This window comes from Pedobacter agri (assembly GCF_032678665.1).
In the GTDB taxonomy this organism is placed as follows: Bacteria; Bacteroidota; Bacteroidia; order Sphingobacteriales; family Sphingobacteriaceae; genus Pedobacter; species Pedobacter agri_A.
The window spans coordinates 19,491-33,265 of record NZ_JAVTSH010000010.1; the positions used below are offsets into that span (position 1 = coordinate 19,491).

Genomic DNA, 13,775 nt, shown 5'->3' on the forward strand with positions numbered 1-13,775 from the left:
TAAACAACTTTTAATTTGCAAGTGATTTTATAAATATTTTATGAAGGATACAAAAAAAAGGTCTGATTGCCCTATTAGCAGCTCATTAGACATTTGGGGAGACAAGTGGTCATTACTCATCGTACGGGACTTGATGTTTGCCAAAGAATGCACTTATGGCGACTTCCTGAAATCGGATGAAAAAATAGCGACCAATATTTTGGCTTCGAGATTACTAACCCTGGAAACGAATGGAATAATCACAAAGCATGACCACCCAGAGAGCAAAGCCAAAGTACTATATAAACTAACCGAAAAAGGTGTTGATATGCTTCCTTTAATGATCGAAATCAACTTATGGGCTGATAAACATTTTTCATTGCCAATAGAAAGAAAAGCAATGCTCGAAGAGGTTAAAAAAGATAAGGAAGCATTTATTAGGAAACAAAAAGTTGCACTATTAATTAATAGCTAGCCAATTGCTCCAACTCATTATTCTTTAACAGAGAAAAATTTTTGAAAGAACGATTAAAAAAACAATGAACTAACGCTAAATTACATTCCAAATCATGGCGCATGAACCTATAACATTGTTATCCCAGATCCAAAGGACATTAAGTGCAAGTGGGGAAACATCAAGGTTTCAGGCACTATAGATGGTTATGAATTTAAGAATATGAACCTGGCACCAGGTTGGGGCTTTCAGGGATAGTAGCCACCTGATTGCGGTGCAAACTGTGCACCCGGCTTTTGTTCCCAGAGTTTGGTATTTGTGCACTGATGTGCGATCATGACCGAAATTTTCAGTATATTACCTAATAAGTAAAATTTAGAGGAAAATAAAAACAGGGCAAAAGATTCTTAAATCTCCTGCCCTGTTACGGGTCGACAAAGGTTCGGATAAGCGATAAATTTATTGCCGATTTGAAGCGAATTGCAGAATTAGACACTAAGATGACAGAATATGATGAACTAGGTAGATTGATGAAATTGCGAAAAGAGAAAGAAAAGTTAATCCCAAAAGTCATTGACAAAAAGAAAAAAATTAGAGCTAAGCGGAAAGCGAGGAAAGTGACACTGAAAAAATGGGTAATTAACCTTTCGGATGATTAACTATTTTCTTAAGCAGTAAAATTCCTTTTCAATTTATCTCTTTCAAAAATTTGGAACTCAAGTTTAATTAAGGTTCAACCTGGAGATTTCGGCTATCTTGACCAAGTGATTCCGTGTCAAATTGACCACTCTAACAAAAGAGACAACTTATCACTAACATATTATTTGTTAGCCTTTTGTGCTGGTCAGTCTAAACCGGAACACATTTACCCTAAATTCCGAAATAAGTTGATCAGTCTTAACGAAATCTCCGATAAAGTGGACCGGCACGTCCAAAAGAATATGGTATAAGCTTATTTCTATATATATTAATTTTTGCCCTTTGAGTTCAGGAAAAGAACATAATCGAAATCTGTGACGTTATTTATTCAATCTAGCATATTTGATCTATCCATATTTCAGACTGCTTTAATCAACACTTTTATAGATAGATCCGGGAACAGCAATGATGGAATACGATACTAGATTTTACATCGCTTATACACAGTGAGCAAAATTTTAGCATATTGTGATGAAAGAGAGTTAGTAATATTCAGCGTCAATATCAAGTATAGCTTATCGCAGCTGATAAATAAAGACAATATCTGACGTGTTCATTGGCCCTATGCCAATTTCATACCAGAAATGATTCGTCGACGATGGTTGAGTCCCCAATCTGAGATAGTATTGGTCAATTGCTCAAGCGATTTGCCATATTCAGTTATCCGATACTCAATAGCAAAAGGCGCGGTATTGAGTACTTTGCGTTCAATCAATTGATTCATTTCCAAATCCTTTAATTCTCTGCTAAGCATCTTTCCCGAAATCCCTTTAACCTCCTTCAATAGTACTGAATACCGCATTGGTTGATAACACAGACATGCAATAATTGATACTTTCCATTTCCCGCTTAGAATTTCCATGGTATCGCTAATGGCTAGTATTTTATCACTGCATGCCTTTACCAAATCAAATTTTTGTTTCATATCATTCACCTGGTTACTCCTTTGTCACCATAACTTTTGTCACCTGGTGACAAATATACACTTTACGAGTTTATCTTTGCCAACCAAAATAATTAAAAAAAAATGGAATTAATCAATGATTTAAAATGGCGTTATGCAGTTAAGCAATACTCGGATGAAGTGGTAAGTGAAAACAAAATTGACCAAATTATTGCAGCAATAAATCTAAGCGCATCTTCATGCGGTATACAGCCCTACCGCCTATTTGTAATTACTAATACAGAACTCAGAAAGAAGTTAGCGGAAGGTTCATTTAATGCACAGATTCATTCATCTTCTCATCTGTTGGTCTTTGCTTCTTTAAATGAAGTTACAGGAGGATATATAAACGATTATATTACAATGATGGAACAACAAAGGAGTTTGGATAGTGGGGCACTTGATGGATTAAAGGAAATGATTATTTCCCACTTCGCCACCCAGACTCCAGAACAACATGCATTATGGTCAGAAAAGCAAGCTTACATTGGGCTTGGAACAGCACTAGTAGCAGCCGCTGCAGTCAAAGTAGATTCGACCCCTATGGAAGGCTTTGATGCTCAAAAATTTAATCAGATTTTAAGATTATCTGAAAAAGGTCTTCATGCGACGGTGATTTTATCGCTGGGTTACCGTGATGCTGACAATGATCATCTTGCATCCATGCATAAGGTACGTCTGGCAATTGATGAATTTTCAACCAAAATAAAGTAATTTATAACATAACTAACTATTGATCTTTAAATGGGTTTTTTAACCATACGCACATGTGACCTCTTATTTGTGATAGTATTCAAATTATAACAATGATGATATGTGCGCAATGCAATAAAATGTAATTTAATCGCTGCTGATTTTTTTCAACTCAAACAAATACAATTGTCATTTGTCCTATACAAGGCCTGAGGTAACCGGCTAAACTTTATATTTAAGATATGAACCAGCTCCAATTTGCCCAAATGATCAATGAGCACAAAACGATGCTCAGCACTTTTGCTTTAAAATTCACTAAGGATAGTGATGATGCCAATGACCTCATTCAAGAAACTATGATAAAGGCTATTAGATTTTCGGCAGGATTCAAAGAGGGTACGAATGTCAAAGGCTGGTTATATACCATTATGCGCAATACGTTTATTAATGACTACCGTAAAATTACAAAAACTCAGTCTGTAATCTCTCAGCAAGAAGAACTTACCTCAGTTCATCTGATGCATAGCGCAACGCATAACCAGGTCGATGGCAGGTTTGCGATGCGTGACATCAAACGAGCAATCGGTAATTTACCTGAAACGCTATCAGCCCCTTTTGTCCGTTACGTGGAGGGATATAAGTATCATGAGATTGCCATAGAGCTTAATTTGCCTATAGGCACGGTCAAAACTCATATCCACGAGGCCCGCAAACGCCTAAAAAAACAATTGCAGATTTACCGTAGTAGTCAATGCAATTAAACTGGGCAAGACATTTAGATGCGAAGTGGTCAAATACAGAATATTGTGTTATTTTTCTATACCTTCTATTATTGGTTATTTTAAGAAGAAAAGCGGTCGTTCTTCAATTAACAATATTTTAGCTGTAGTTAATGACCGTATAGAATTAAAAATTCCCTTTAACGCGATTTTGAATATCGTCATTTCCAGTTTTTTTTTCCTTAACGGCGAATGGATTTCCGAACCGATATGAAAATGAAAGGATTAATCGACGTCCGTCAACATTTACATGACTATTCATATCAATATTCTGGTAACGGGTAATCTTCCTAAACTGGCTCGATTGAAAAACATCATTTAATAATAGTTTGACATTTGCTTTATCTTTCAATAACGATTTTTGTCCTGCAATAGAAATTACATAATAGGCTTTTTCAATTCCTGTGCCATATACTGATTTTGAATTTAAATATCCATTCAGTTCAAATGAATATCCCTTGCCAGCTTTAAACGAGTTTTGGCTATTGAAACTAAAACTGGTCATGCTGTTTGAAAAAACGCCAATCTCCCCTTCGCCATTGTATTCGTTTCTGTAAACATTGAAGAAATTAGTCGCACTCCACCATTTAAAATAATCAGTCTGCCCCGTGAAACTGAAGCCATAATTAATAAGATTTTTCAAATTCTGAGGACTTTCAAAAGTTGTATTAATTGCGTCAATCTGACCGGTAATCCAGGTCATCACATCTTTTGTTTTGCTGTAGTTGAGAGCGCTTGTATATTTTCCTTTGAACACGTGACTGATGACGAAATTCTGGGTCACTTCCGGCCGAAGGTTCGGATTTCCTTCATAATACAGCAATGGATCTCTAAAAACACGAAATGGATTCAAATCACTGTAATCTGGCCGCTGCACCCTCCTGCTCATCGCAAACTGCAATTGATTATTATCTCGAAAAGATTTAGCAATAGCAATATTTGGGAACAATTGAAAATAATTTCGTTTAAACGTTTGATTGCTGGTCACTTGATTGCCCACGGTGTTGGTATATTCGCCACGCAAACCGAGTTGAACGCTAAAGCTTTTAAATTCCTGACCAAAGTTTAGATAGGCTGCGTGAATTTGTTCCTTGTATATAAAATAATTACTGCTGCTGGCATCGTATTCATAAATCCCTTGATTCAGGTTTTGATAAACCAAATTGTTATCCGAAGTGATTATGGAACTCTTTAACCCGGTTTGAAACTTTAACGCCTTTCCCCATCGGTCTGCATAATCTGCTTTGGCAACATATACATCTGTTTTTGCCGGTACATAACCTTTTCTGCTCGTGAAGACTTCATTTTGATTTCCAGTCATCGCCGAGGTATAGGTATCCAGATTTAGGTCTGAAGTAAATGAATTATTGGCATAATCAACATCCGCAGTAAATTCTTTGCCCTCCTTGTTAAATTTATGTTGATAATTGAGGTTATAGGTGATATTTTCCCAGCCTTGTTTGTCATAGTTTGTCGTTTTTAAGTGACTAATCAAACGACCATCGAAAGCACTTAGCTGATTACTAGTTTTACTATCGTGCAGGTATTTTCCGACATTGCCATTTACCAGAACCCCTATCGAACTGGATTTATTGATATCAAAATCAGCCCCCAATCTAAAATTATTAGTGTTCAAAGGCTCGTTTGTTTTAGTATGCTGATTTGAAATTCGATTATAATTCCCGTTGATCTGGCCATTATCATAAAATCTGCGACTGAAATCTAAATATTCTGTCTCGCCTCGATAGGCATAATTGTAGCTTCCGTAAACATTAAACCAGCGATTTTTATAGTTTAAAGTAAATCCGGACCCATATCGCGCCTTCCTGCCCGCACCGCCATTAATAGCAACTGAACCATTTAATCCTTTTCCCTGGTTTTTCTTCATCACGATGTTGACAACACCTGCATTACCAGCAGCATCATATTTTGCTGATGGATTATCCATTATCTCTATTTTGGAAATAGAGGATGAATTGGTTCCCTTTAATAACACTGCCAGCTCGGCCGGCGATAAAAACGTAAGTTTGCCATTGATCATTACAGTTACTCCTGGCCTGCCTTTGAGCGATATCTTACCATCTTCGTCTACTTTTACCCCTGGTGCCCGTTGTAACAATTCCAAGGCTGTGTTTCCTTCTGATAAAATGCTATTTTCAACATTTATGGTCATCTTATCCATGCTTTGCTCAATAACATTTTTCCTGACCGAAATAGTAATTCCATCTAAAGTCTGGATATCTTCAAGGAGCTTTAACTGACCGAAATGTATGCCGCTGCGCTGCTCAGATAGGTTAAAAACCTGACTATGGTGAGAAATGAAGCCCATACTTGAAATATGAATTCTATAACTGCCATGCGCCATAGCCGAAAATTTGAACTTTCCCAATGAATCGGTTAGCGTCCCTTTTATTGCCTTTCCTTCCCCGTTTTGAAGTGCAACCGAGGCATATTCCAATGGATTTCCATCGGCCAAGATAACTGTTCCGGTAATGCTATTTTCTGCTTGTGGAAATGTTTTTGTAGTAAATAAAAAACTGGCTAAAAACAGTAAAACATAAGGCAAAAGCTTTCCCCAAACAGGTTTTTCACCTGTTGCAACGTGTAATGAATCGTTCATAATATTAGACTTTATGGTGCTGGTTGCACCTTCTTATTTTTAGATTTCTTTTTCTTACCCCACCAGATGTAAAAACCTGTTATGGGTAGACTGGCACATATTAAACTCACTAAGAAGAAAATAATTTTGGTAGTCAAATTACCAATAGCGCCAACATGTATTCCATAATTTGACCTTCTAATCCAGGCCGCTAAATTTTCATCCCTCAATCTTTTGGCTGATGCCGGAAGTTCTTTTAAAGTATATTGATCGAGATATACATCCCGCCAGGTTCCCCGATACATATCCGTGCATACATAAAGGGCATCCGAAGGGGTTTCAGGATAATGCAATATAATTTCAAATGGGTGGTGCTCTGCAATTTCATACACCCCCTTTGTCCAGGCCCTGTCCACCTGAAGCAGTACATTGGTTGGAATTATTTTTGTTGTATCAGATAATGCTTTTACCCGCTCTGTTTTCTGCCCGCCTGCTAGCCAAAAAACGCCATTATTGAACCATGCAAAACTCATCATCAATGCTGTAAAAGCAAATATCAAAGCAACGATAAGGGAGTAGAACCCCAGTACATTGTGCAAATCGTAATTTAGGCGTTTAAACCTGGCTGACCATTTAATTTTGAAACTTTGCTCACGGCTTCTTTTGTTCCATTTCTTTGGCCACCATAAAATGAGCCCGCTAATGGTTAGCAAAAAGAAAATTAGCGTACCCCAGCCCGTAACCTGATGACCAATTTTTTGTGGAAGCCACATGTAGTAATGTCCATCTTTAAAAAACTGAAAAAAATCATGTTCCTTGACAATCGCAACTACTTCAGCTGTGTAAGGGTTCACATAAATGACCGAATCCATTTCATGGATACGAAAGTGTGCGGTTTTATTTTCACCATGATACCAAACCGATTCGATTTCTCTACCAGGCAATGCGCTTTGCACTGCCTGATAAAGAATGGATGGCTTTAATATGGCCTGGGTAGATGAAGCGGGCTTTGCATTGAACCAGGAATTGGTTAAGTCCTTAATTTCTACCTCAAAAACCAATACACAGCCGGTAATACCTAATACGAATACTACAATACCTGAAGCAAGGCCAAGCCATAAATGCAACCAGGCATTTATTTTTTTAAATGTCATGATCTGCAATCGCTTACTTTAATTTTTCAATCCTCAGGATGTAGTCTATACCGCCTACAAATTCTAAACCTTTGGTTAACTTGTCGGTTGCCGGATCGTATTCCCAAATGTAATCCCTATCGGCAGCATTTACCGCTATAAACGCTTTTCCATCTTCGACAATAACGCCGTTTACCATACGCTCACCCTTATCAGCCGGCAAGTCTAATTTTTTGATAAAACCACCCGTTTTCACGTCTATAATGCAGAAATAATGGTCGGCATCAATTGACTGGCCGGCAATACGTGAACGTACAATGGCCTTTCCATTGCCGATATACCACATTGCAGGAACCATTTCTTTGTTGGTAGCTGCTGAAAAATTGAAAAAGTATGTCGGATCGATTTCGGTACTGCCGTTTTTGATCCGGTACATTACCGAAGGCGATTTATAATCGTAAACATTTACCGGATCGCTGATAAAATAAAGGTCATTGTTTTCATCGACAAAAGAAGATGGTGCATAAACATTTGGTCCACCCAGACCAGTAGTGCGTGTATCAGAAAGAGACTTTTCAACCGTCATAGTTGCATAATCAATCACTGCTATCAAAGCTTCCTGATAAACAGGCATCACCGGATACTTACTCCAGTCCATGGAAGCATAACCATAACCTAAAAATAGTTTTCCATTCCTATATTCTGAAAAGCCAATATTATAGCCATCGAATCCTTTGGGTATTGCGTTCAAAGAAAGTTTTCCGGTCTTTATGGTCATTTTATCCACTTTGACTACCGCATAACGGGCCTCATTATTTCCATCTCCAAAAATGACTAACGTGTTGTTATCCACCCATGCATATGAACTCCAGTTCAACCAGGAGAAAGGGATTTCCTTGTCAATCAGAAGCGCGCCGTTCTCTACATGGTATTTCCCAAGGCGTCCGCTGTTTGCATTAGCATGGTAGTAAAATCCATCTCTTTGAATGACATCCTGGGCATATACTTTCCCGGTCATCTCGGCGCCATTACCAGCTAAACTTAGCGTGCCACTGGTCAATGACTGGATACCGGCAATGTAATATGCCGTATTTGGCCAGCTGCCTACACATAGAACTGCAGAATATTTGGTGCCTTCTTGTGTTATGCCTTCGTTACGTTTCTCACAACCTATTGTAAAAACAGTCACTAAAGCAAGGCTTAGAAATTTTATAATCTGGTAGGTATTTTTTTTCATTTTAGAACTTATATGTGGTGATTTGCATTTAATTATTGGATGAAATATCTGAATTTTACTGAGAATGATCGGCCCGGCTTTTGTAACCTAAAGTTGTCATAAGCCAACTGATCTGTTAAATTTCTGCATTCCGCAGAGATGTTATAACGTCCCTGCTGAAGAGAATAACTCAGGGATGCATTCTGGATAAATTGTGTAGGGATATCTGACTTTCCGTTCGGATTCCCCTTACCTTCCCAGGTAAGGTAAAACCAGTTGACATATTGGGTAAACCAGTTAAATTGCAATCGCGTATTTTTGCCTAGCAGATCGTTTTGACCAATACTAAAGTCTGCATTTCCAAATAACCAGGGTTGATTGGGAATTTTATTCAGGTACGTCCCTTCGACATTGTAAGATTCTGTTGAGCCGGATTTCGTCGTATTGATGGCATTTTGATAGGTTAAGTTGACATTCAAATTAAGCAACTGACCATAGGCATACCTCACTTCTGTTTCAAAGCCGGTAATACGTACACTGGATTGGTTTCTGTTTTTTAGCAGTTTAGAACGTTCATCCGGCACCGGAAAAATAAAATCTTTTGCATCACGGTAAAATCCGGATGCTTCGATAAAAAATGAATTTTTCCCTGATTTAAAGCTATAATACGCACCCAGATTGATGTTATCACTGCTTTCAGGTTTCAGATCAGGGTTACCCTGTAAGTTGAGTCCGTCGCCGAACATTTCTTCAGCTTCCTGCAGTCTGTAAGCATGTTCGAAAGAGGCTTTTATTCCAAGACTTTGCGTTATTTTATAACGCGTTGCAACGCCATAACCCAGGTTACTAAAGGTGGTATCCATCAAAGTGTACACTTGGTTGATGTATTTGGGCCGGTTTAATCCAAGGTGATAATATTTTACAAAAGCGGTGTTAACTAATTTTTTTTCTAACAAATCCTGTTGATAGGCAAGGCCGGCGATCTGCTTTTTCAATACACCCGGAGTTGCATCGTGGTCTGTCAACAGTTCATTATAATTCTCATTTTTCAGATGGTCCAGGGTATAATTTAGATTCAAAGAATGCTGATCATTAATCACATAGCTCAGATTGCCCATCGCATAGGTACGTGGTCTGATGATGTGAGCCAATGCTAAAATCCCCCCCATTTCAGAGTAGCCTTTATCGAAATAGGTTCCATCCCAGCTATAAGTGCGTTTTACCGTATCAGCGGTTAAATATTTATCTTTTGACCTGGCTACAAAGGCACTTAAAGTTAAGCCTTCAGTAAATAAGTTATCCTTTTTATAACGTAAGGTAGCACTTCTGGCTTTACTTTCCCTCCTTACCTGACCATACACGATATTTTGATCGAAGCCTGTCTGCAGATCCTGATTGGCCTGGTTATAACCGGCACCCAGAAACAAAACATCAGCCCATTTTTTATTGGTCACACCTGCTTCCACCTGGGCCGATAAGGATTCGTAGTTATCATGAAAACGCCTTACATCCTTAGTCACAAATTCAGCACCATTTAGATCGACAATGTAATTTCCGATACGGGTCCCACCTTCAACGACTTCCACGTTTTTCATGATATAGTTGTTATCAGATGAATTATAAAAACCACTCGCTTTAACAATAATACCCGTCTTTTTATCTACAAACTGACCCGTTAATGCTGAACGGTTGGTATTAAAGGAGCCATAACTATGACTCACATCAAGATAATTACTTGCTTTTTGATTAGTGACCACGTTGACTGCACCACCCATGGCATCGGCGCCTAAGGTAACAGGTACCACACCTTTGTAAACTTCCAGACGTTCAGCCAGATTTACCGGGATGTTGTTAAGGGACATGGCTGTACCCATGACATCTATTGGAATCCCATCGATAAAAAATTTCACCTGCTTGCCGGATAGTCCGTTGATAGAAAACTTAAAATCGGAACCCAGACCGCCTTGCTCCCTTATCCGAACTCCTGTACTTCGGTTTAGAATCTGATTTAAATCAGCAGTGGTATTTGCCAGCTTTTTAGTGTCGATAGCGTTCACCGAAAAAGCTGACTCTTTTATTTGCTGCGTTTTTGTTTTACCATCTACAGCGACCTCATTCAACTGATTTTGATCTTTCTCTAAAGAAAAATTTATTTTGAGGCTTTGGTTTGCCTGTACGGCTATGTTTCTTGTTTGTTTAATGTAACCCAGATAAGATACCAGCAGTGTGTAAGTGCCTGGTTGAACATTCTTGATCTCAAAATTGCCGAATTGGTCAGAGGTTGCACCGGCTTTGATTTCTTTTAATTGGATAGTGGCACCACTGACCACTTCATTCTTATCTTTTATGGTCCCAGAGATGGAGGAGTTGGTTTGTGATAAAGCACCGAATGAAGCGAGGGTGAGTAAGAGTAAGAGTAAATTTTTTCCGTATAACATGATTTTAGTGTTGTGCATTTGGAGAGTAGTAGCACAAAACCTGTTTTACCGAAGGTCGAAATAAAAAAAAATTAAAATAAAATGAGAAGATTATTTCATCTGATCAATACGTAAAATAAAATCAGTGTCTCCAGCGAGCTGAAGCCCTTTTTTTAAAGATTTTGTTTTAATGTTGTACAGCCAGATATAGTTACCCTCTTTGCTCGAATTAACAGCAATATAGGCAATGCCGTCTTTAACCATTACGCATTCCCGTCTAGTACCTTTATCCAGCGGGAGATTGAGCTTGCTGATTGTTTTTGTTTTTAAATTTAACACATAAAATTCAAAATGAGCGGCACTATAATGGTCTCCCAAACCAGTAAAAAGATCTTTTCGTTCGGACCTGATCACCACTTCATTGTTGCCCAAATTCCACATGCCATAGGCATGGTTTGCGATTTTTGAATCAGAAATGTTAAAAAAGTAACTCTTATCCAGGTGAAGATCGTTTGCTTTAATTCTAAAAATTGCTGTTGGTAGGTCTGGCCGGTTTCCAAGGGCAATCCCGGGGCAGGTCATGAAATAATAATCACCCTGTTCATCAGTAAAGGAATAGTTTTGTACGGCATTCAACCCACCGGGGTAGGTTGACCGTGAATCTTTATCGGTACCCAATAAACGCATATCAGGATAACTCAAACGCGAGACATACATGGTGTCACTAGTAGAATAATCGGATGTGTTAACCGGAAAGTGATAGGTGTAGCCTAAAAATATAGACTGGCCTTTGATTTTGGTGAAACCTACAGAAATTGATTTAAACTTACCAGATGGTTTAGGTATTGGTAGATTACCTTCCCGGAGCAAATTCATATTTTTCACATTGAGCAAACGGTAAGTTACCTGATTATATTTATTGCTGTTTAAACCAACCAAGAGTAAACTATCCTTCCCTACCCAACTGTAATTTTCAAGAGAAAAGCCATCTATAAGTAATTGCCCATCGATAGTTAAGCTATCGGTGCTTAAAACAGATTTGGAACACTGAGCCGTTTTTCTGTTCAGATGATAAATAAATCCATCTTTAACAATAATATCTCTATCCATATCCGCACCATCCAATAATACACCTTCGTTTTCTGGTTTTAGTACTCCACCCTTTAGGCTATCTGTTGTTATAATCAACTCTTTATTGCCCTTCGATAAAATGTAAAAACTATATTTACCTGATATGTTTTTGTCCCTTTTGGCACAACCAGAAAACAACATAGTTAACAAAATGCAAAGCAAGAAATCTTTAAAGTGAATCATCCAGCGTAAAATTAAATACCAAATTGAGAAGAAATTTGTTTTTGCATAATTGGCGGGAGATCCAAAAGATTTCTATCATTCACTACTATAATACCTTTTGCACCTATTTCGCTATTCAGAATGATATAAGTTTGTCCTTTCTTTAATGTAACTTTTTTTTGCGTCCCTTTAAAAGTAAGGCTGATGTCTTCTTTTGGTGAGATCAGTATGCTGCCTGAAAGATCGATAACGCCGCCTGTATGAATTTGCGCATTGGTCTGTGGTCCGATGGAAATATTATACTCTTCAGCTGCCACATGCTTTACCCCTGCCTGCATGGAATTATGGTAGGAGAAAGACTCCGGCGCAATACTCACACTTCTTATAAAAAGAAAATACATACCCAAACTAAGAATGACAAATACAATGGAAGCAGCGATAGCCCCTTTCCACATGAAATACTTTTTTGTTTTAGCTGGATTCCCCGTATCCATTATAGTCTTGATGTTAACCCACATCTCATCTCTATGAAATTTGGCTTCGGGTTTTGACAGCATTAGATCATCTGTTTCTGCACTAAATAACCATTTTTCCACTCTTTGCTTCTCTTCAGCTGTGCAAAATCCCAAGTGGTATTTTTCAAGAAGTTCTTTATCAACATGTGTCGAGCTCATCCTATTATCTCCCAATAACAAACATAAATAAATTATCGTTTATATTAAGAAGTAGCGTAACTGCTGAATTGCCGTAACAACAAGCATGAAAAGTTGAATATTAATCAGGCCTACTTTGAGTTTACCCATTGCTTTGGTGATATGATATTCTACCGCACGTTCGGAAATGGCTAATAAGTCAGCAATTTCTTTATTGCTCATTCCCTGCTCCCGGCTCATTTTATAAACCCTTTTGCATTGACAGGGTAAGGTATCTACCAAATCATCGACTTTTTCCTTTAAATCATTAAATAATACCTGCTCTTCTGTGCAGTTGCTATTTGTACGGCAATCCATCATATGAAATTCGGTATGCTTTTGCCTTGTAGCTTTGTTGCGGATGAATTCAAAGGTTTTAAATTTGGCCGAACGAATAAGGTAGTGTTCTATATTTTCCAATTCTAACTCAGACCTTCGTTCCCATAGGGACCGAAAGATATCCTGTACCATGCCCCTGGCAGGTTCAATTTCTTTGATATTATTATAGCAGACCGCGAAAACTTTCTCCCAATAAAGCAGATATACTTTTTTAAAATTATCATGATCAATTTTCATTACAGAGATTGCTTGGAGTTTTCGCGGCACCATCAAATTTATCAAAATGTTGGTGCAGGCAAATATAATCAATTTAGATTAATTATAAATAGCAGACAATTATATGCTCGATTAGTAATTTATTGTAGCGATATTGGAAATTTTGCTAGCAGTGATCAACTCATTTCAAAATTCAGGGTCAAAGTGTTTCGGTTCAAACTGTCCCTCTCAACAAATTGATTAATAACACTATGAAGATAATTCGTATATAATTTGATACTGGTCAATCGGCTACGGGACAGCATGGTCAAGCCGAAATCTAC

Annotated in this window: 12 protein-coding genes; 4 read left to right on the forward strand and 8 right to left on the reverse strand. The window is 37.9% G+C overall.

What is annotated here, in order from left to right:
- Positions 1-40 precede the first annotated feature (40 nt).
- Both R2Q70_RS18875 and R2Q70_RS18880 read left to right on the forward strand, forming a co-directional pair.
- The gene (locus R2Q70_RS18875; protein WP_316809103.1) at positions 41-454 is read left to right on the forward strand and encodes a helix-turn-helix domain-containing protein; all 414 of its coding nucleotides are present in this window, start codon (positions 41-43) and stop codon (positions 452-454) included.
- A gap of 449 nt (positions 455-903) precedes the next feature.
- The gene (locus tag R2Q70_RS18880) at positions 904-1,092 is read left to right on the forward strand and encodes a hypothetical protein (RefSeq protein ID WP_316809104.1); all 189 of its coding nucleotides are present in this window, start codon (positions 904-906) and stop codon (positions 1,090-1,092) included.
- A gap of 602 nt (positions 1,093-1,694) precedes the next feature.
- Here the strand turns inward: R2Q70_RS18880 and R2Q70_RS18885 are convergent.
- The gene (locus tag R2Q70_RS18885) at positions 1,695-2,057 is read right to left on the reverse strand and encodes a helix-turn-helix domain-containing protein (RefSeq protein ID WP_316809105.1); all 363 of its coding nucleotides are present in this window, start codon (positions 2,055-2,057) and stop codon (positions 1,695-1,697) included.
- A gap of 102 nt (positions 2,058-2,159) precedes the next feature.
- Between R2Q70_RS18885 and R2Q70_RS18890 the strand changes: the two genes are divergently transcribed.
- Together R2Q70_RS18890 and R2Q70_RS18895 are read left to right on the forward strand one after the other, a co-directional pair.
- The gene (locus R2Q70_RS18890) at positions 2,160-2,789 is read left to right on the forward strand and encodes a nitroreductase family protein (protein WP_316809106.1); all 630 of its coding nucleotides are present in this window, start codon (positions 2,160-2,162) and stop codon (positions 2,787-2,789) included.
- Positions 2,790-3,010: 221 nt separating this feature from the next.
- Entirely contained in the window at positions 3,011-3,529 is a 519-nt protein-coding gene (locus R2Q70_RS18895; protein WP_316809107.1) for an RNA polymerase sigma factor, read from the forward strand.
- Positions 3,530-3,674: 145 nt separating this feature from the next.
- Here R2Q70_RS18895 and R2Q70_RS18900 read toward each other — a convergent pair whose 3' ends face one another.
- The 7 genes from R2Q70_RS18900 to R2Q70_RS18930 all read right to left on the reverse strand — a co-directional run bounded on the left by R2Q70_RS18900 (position 3,675) and on the right by R2Q70_RS18930 (position 13,473).
- The gene (locus R2Q70_RS18900) at positions 3,675-6,167 is read right to left on the reverse strand and encodes a TonB-dependent receptor domain-containing protein (RefSeq protein ID WP_316809108.1); all 2,493 of its coding nucleotides are present in this window, start codon (positions 6,165-6,167) and stop codon (positions 3,675-3,677) included.
- An 11-nt stretch (positions 6,168-6,178) separates the two neighbouring features.
- Positions 6,179-7,300: a PepSY-associated TM helix domain-containing protein gene (locus R2Q70_RS18905; RefSeq protein ID WP_316809109.1), complete on the reverse strand. Its 1,122-nt coding sequence runs from the start codon at positions 7,298-7,300 to the stop codon at positions 6,179-6,181.
- 13 nt (positions 7,301-7,313) lie between these two features.
- Positions 7,314-8,516: a DUF4374 domain-containing protein gene (locus R2Q70_RS18910; protein ID WP_316809110.1), complete on the reverse strand. Its 1,203-nt coding sequence runs from the start codon at positions 8,514-8,516 to the stop codon at positions 7,314-7,316.
- A 32-nt stretch (positions 8,517-8,548) separates the two neighbouring features.
- Positions 8,549-10,933, reverse strand: a complete 2,385-nt coding sequence (locus tag R2Q70_RS18915) for a TonB-dependent receptor (protein ID WP_316809111.1) — start codon at positions 10,931-10,933, stop codon at positions 8,549-8,551.
- 90 nt (positions 10,934-11,023) lie between these two features.
- A complete protein-coding gene (locus R2Q70_RS18920; RefSeq protein WP_316809112.1) occupies positions 11,024-12,226 on the reverse strand; it encodes a DUF4374 domain-containing protein in 1,203 nt (400 codons plus the stop codon).
- An 11-nt stretch (positions 12,227-12,237) separates the two neighbouring features.
- Positions 12,238-12,879 (reverse strand): hypothetical protein, encoded by a 642-nt coding sequence (locus R2Q70_RS18925; protein ID WP_316809113.1) that lies wholly within the window; start codon positions 12,877-12,879, stop codon positions 12,238-12,240.
- Between the two features lie 39 nt (positions 12,880-12,918).
- Positions 12,919-13,473 (reverse strand): RNA polymerase sigma-70 factor, encoded by a 555-nt coding sequence (locus tag R2Q70_RS18930; RefSeq protein ID WP_316809114.1) that lies wholly within the window; start codon positions 13,471-13,473, stop codon positions 12,919-12,921.
- Positions 13,474-13,775 lie beyond the last annotated feature (302 nt).

What these genes read in the sequence shown, in the direction of transcription:
- R2Q70_RS18890 (WP_316809106.1), top strand. Translation starts at nt 2,160, where the DNA reads ATGGAATTAATCAATGATTTAAAATGGCGTTATGCAGTTAAGCAATAC.
- R2Q70_RS18895 (WP_316809107.1), top strand. Translation starts at nt 3,011, where the DNA reads ATGAACCAGCTCCAATTTGCCCAAATGATCAATGAGCACAAAACGATG.
- R2Q70_RS18930 (WP_316809114.1), bottom strand. Translation starts at nt 13,473, where the DNA reads ATGAAAATTGATCATGATAATTTTAAAAAAGTATATCTGCTTTATTGG.
- R2Q70_RS18910 (WP_316809110.1), bottom strand. Translation starts at nt 8,516, where the DNA reads ATGAAAAAAAATACCTACCAGATTATAAAATTTCTAAGCCTTGCTTTA.
- R2Q70_RS18875 (WP_316809103.1), top strand. Translation starts at nt 41, where the DNA reads ATGAAGGATACAAAAAAAAGGTCTGATTGCCCTATTAGCAGCTCATTA.
- R2Q70_RS18885 (WP_316809105.1), bottom strand. Translation starts at nt 2,057, where the DNA reads ATGAAACAAAAATTTGATTTGGTAAAGGCATGCAGTGATAAAATACTA.
- R2Q70_RS18900 (WP_316809108.1), bottom strand. Translation starts at nt 6,167, where the DNA reads ATGAACGATTCATTACACGTTGCAACAGGTGAAAAACCTGTTTGGGGA.
- R2Q70_RS18920 (WP_316809112.1), bottom strand. Translation starts at nt 12,226, where the DNA reads ATGATTCACTTTAAAGATTTCTTGCTTTGCATTTTGTTAACTATGTTG.
- R2Q70_RS18925 (WP_316809113.1), bottom strand. Translation starts at nt 12,879, where the DNA reads ATGAGCTCGACACATGTTGATAAAGAACTTCTTGAAAAATACCACTTG.
- R2Q70_RS18915 (WP_316809111.1), bottom strand. Translation starts at nt 10,933, where the DNA reads ATGTTATACGGAAAAAATTTACTCTTACTCTTACTCACCCTCGCTTCA.
- R2Q70_RS18905 (WP_316809109.1), bottom strand. Translation starts at nt 7,300, where the DNA reads ATGACATTTAAAAAAATAAATGCCTGGTTGCATTTATGGCTTGGCCTT.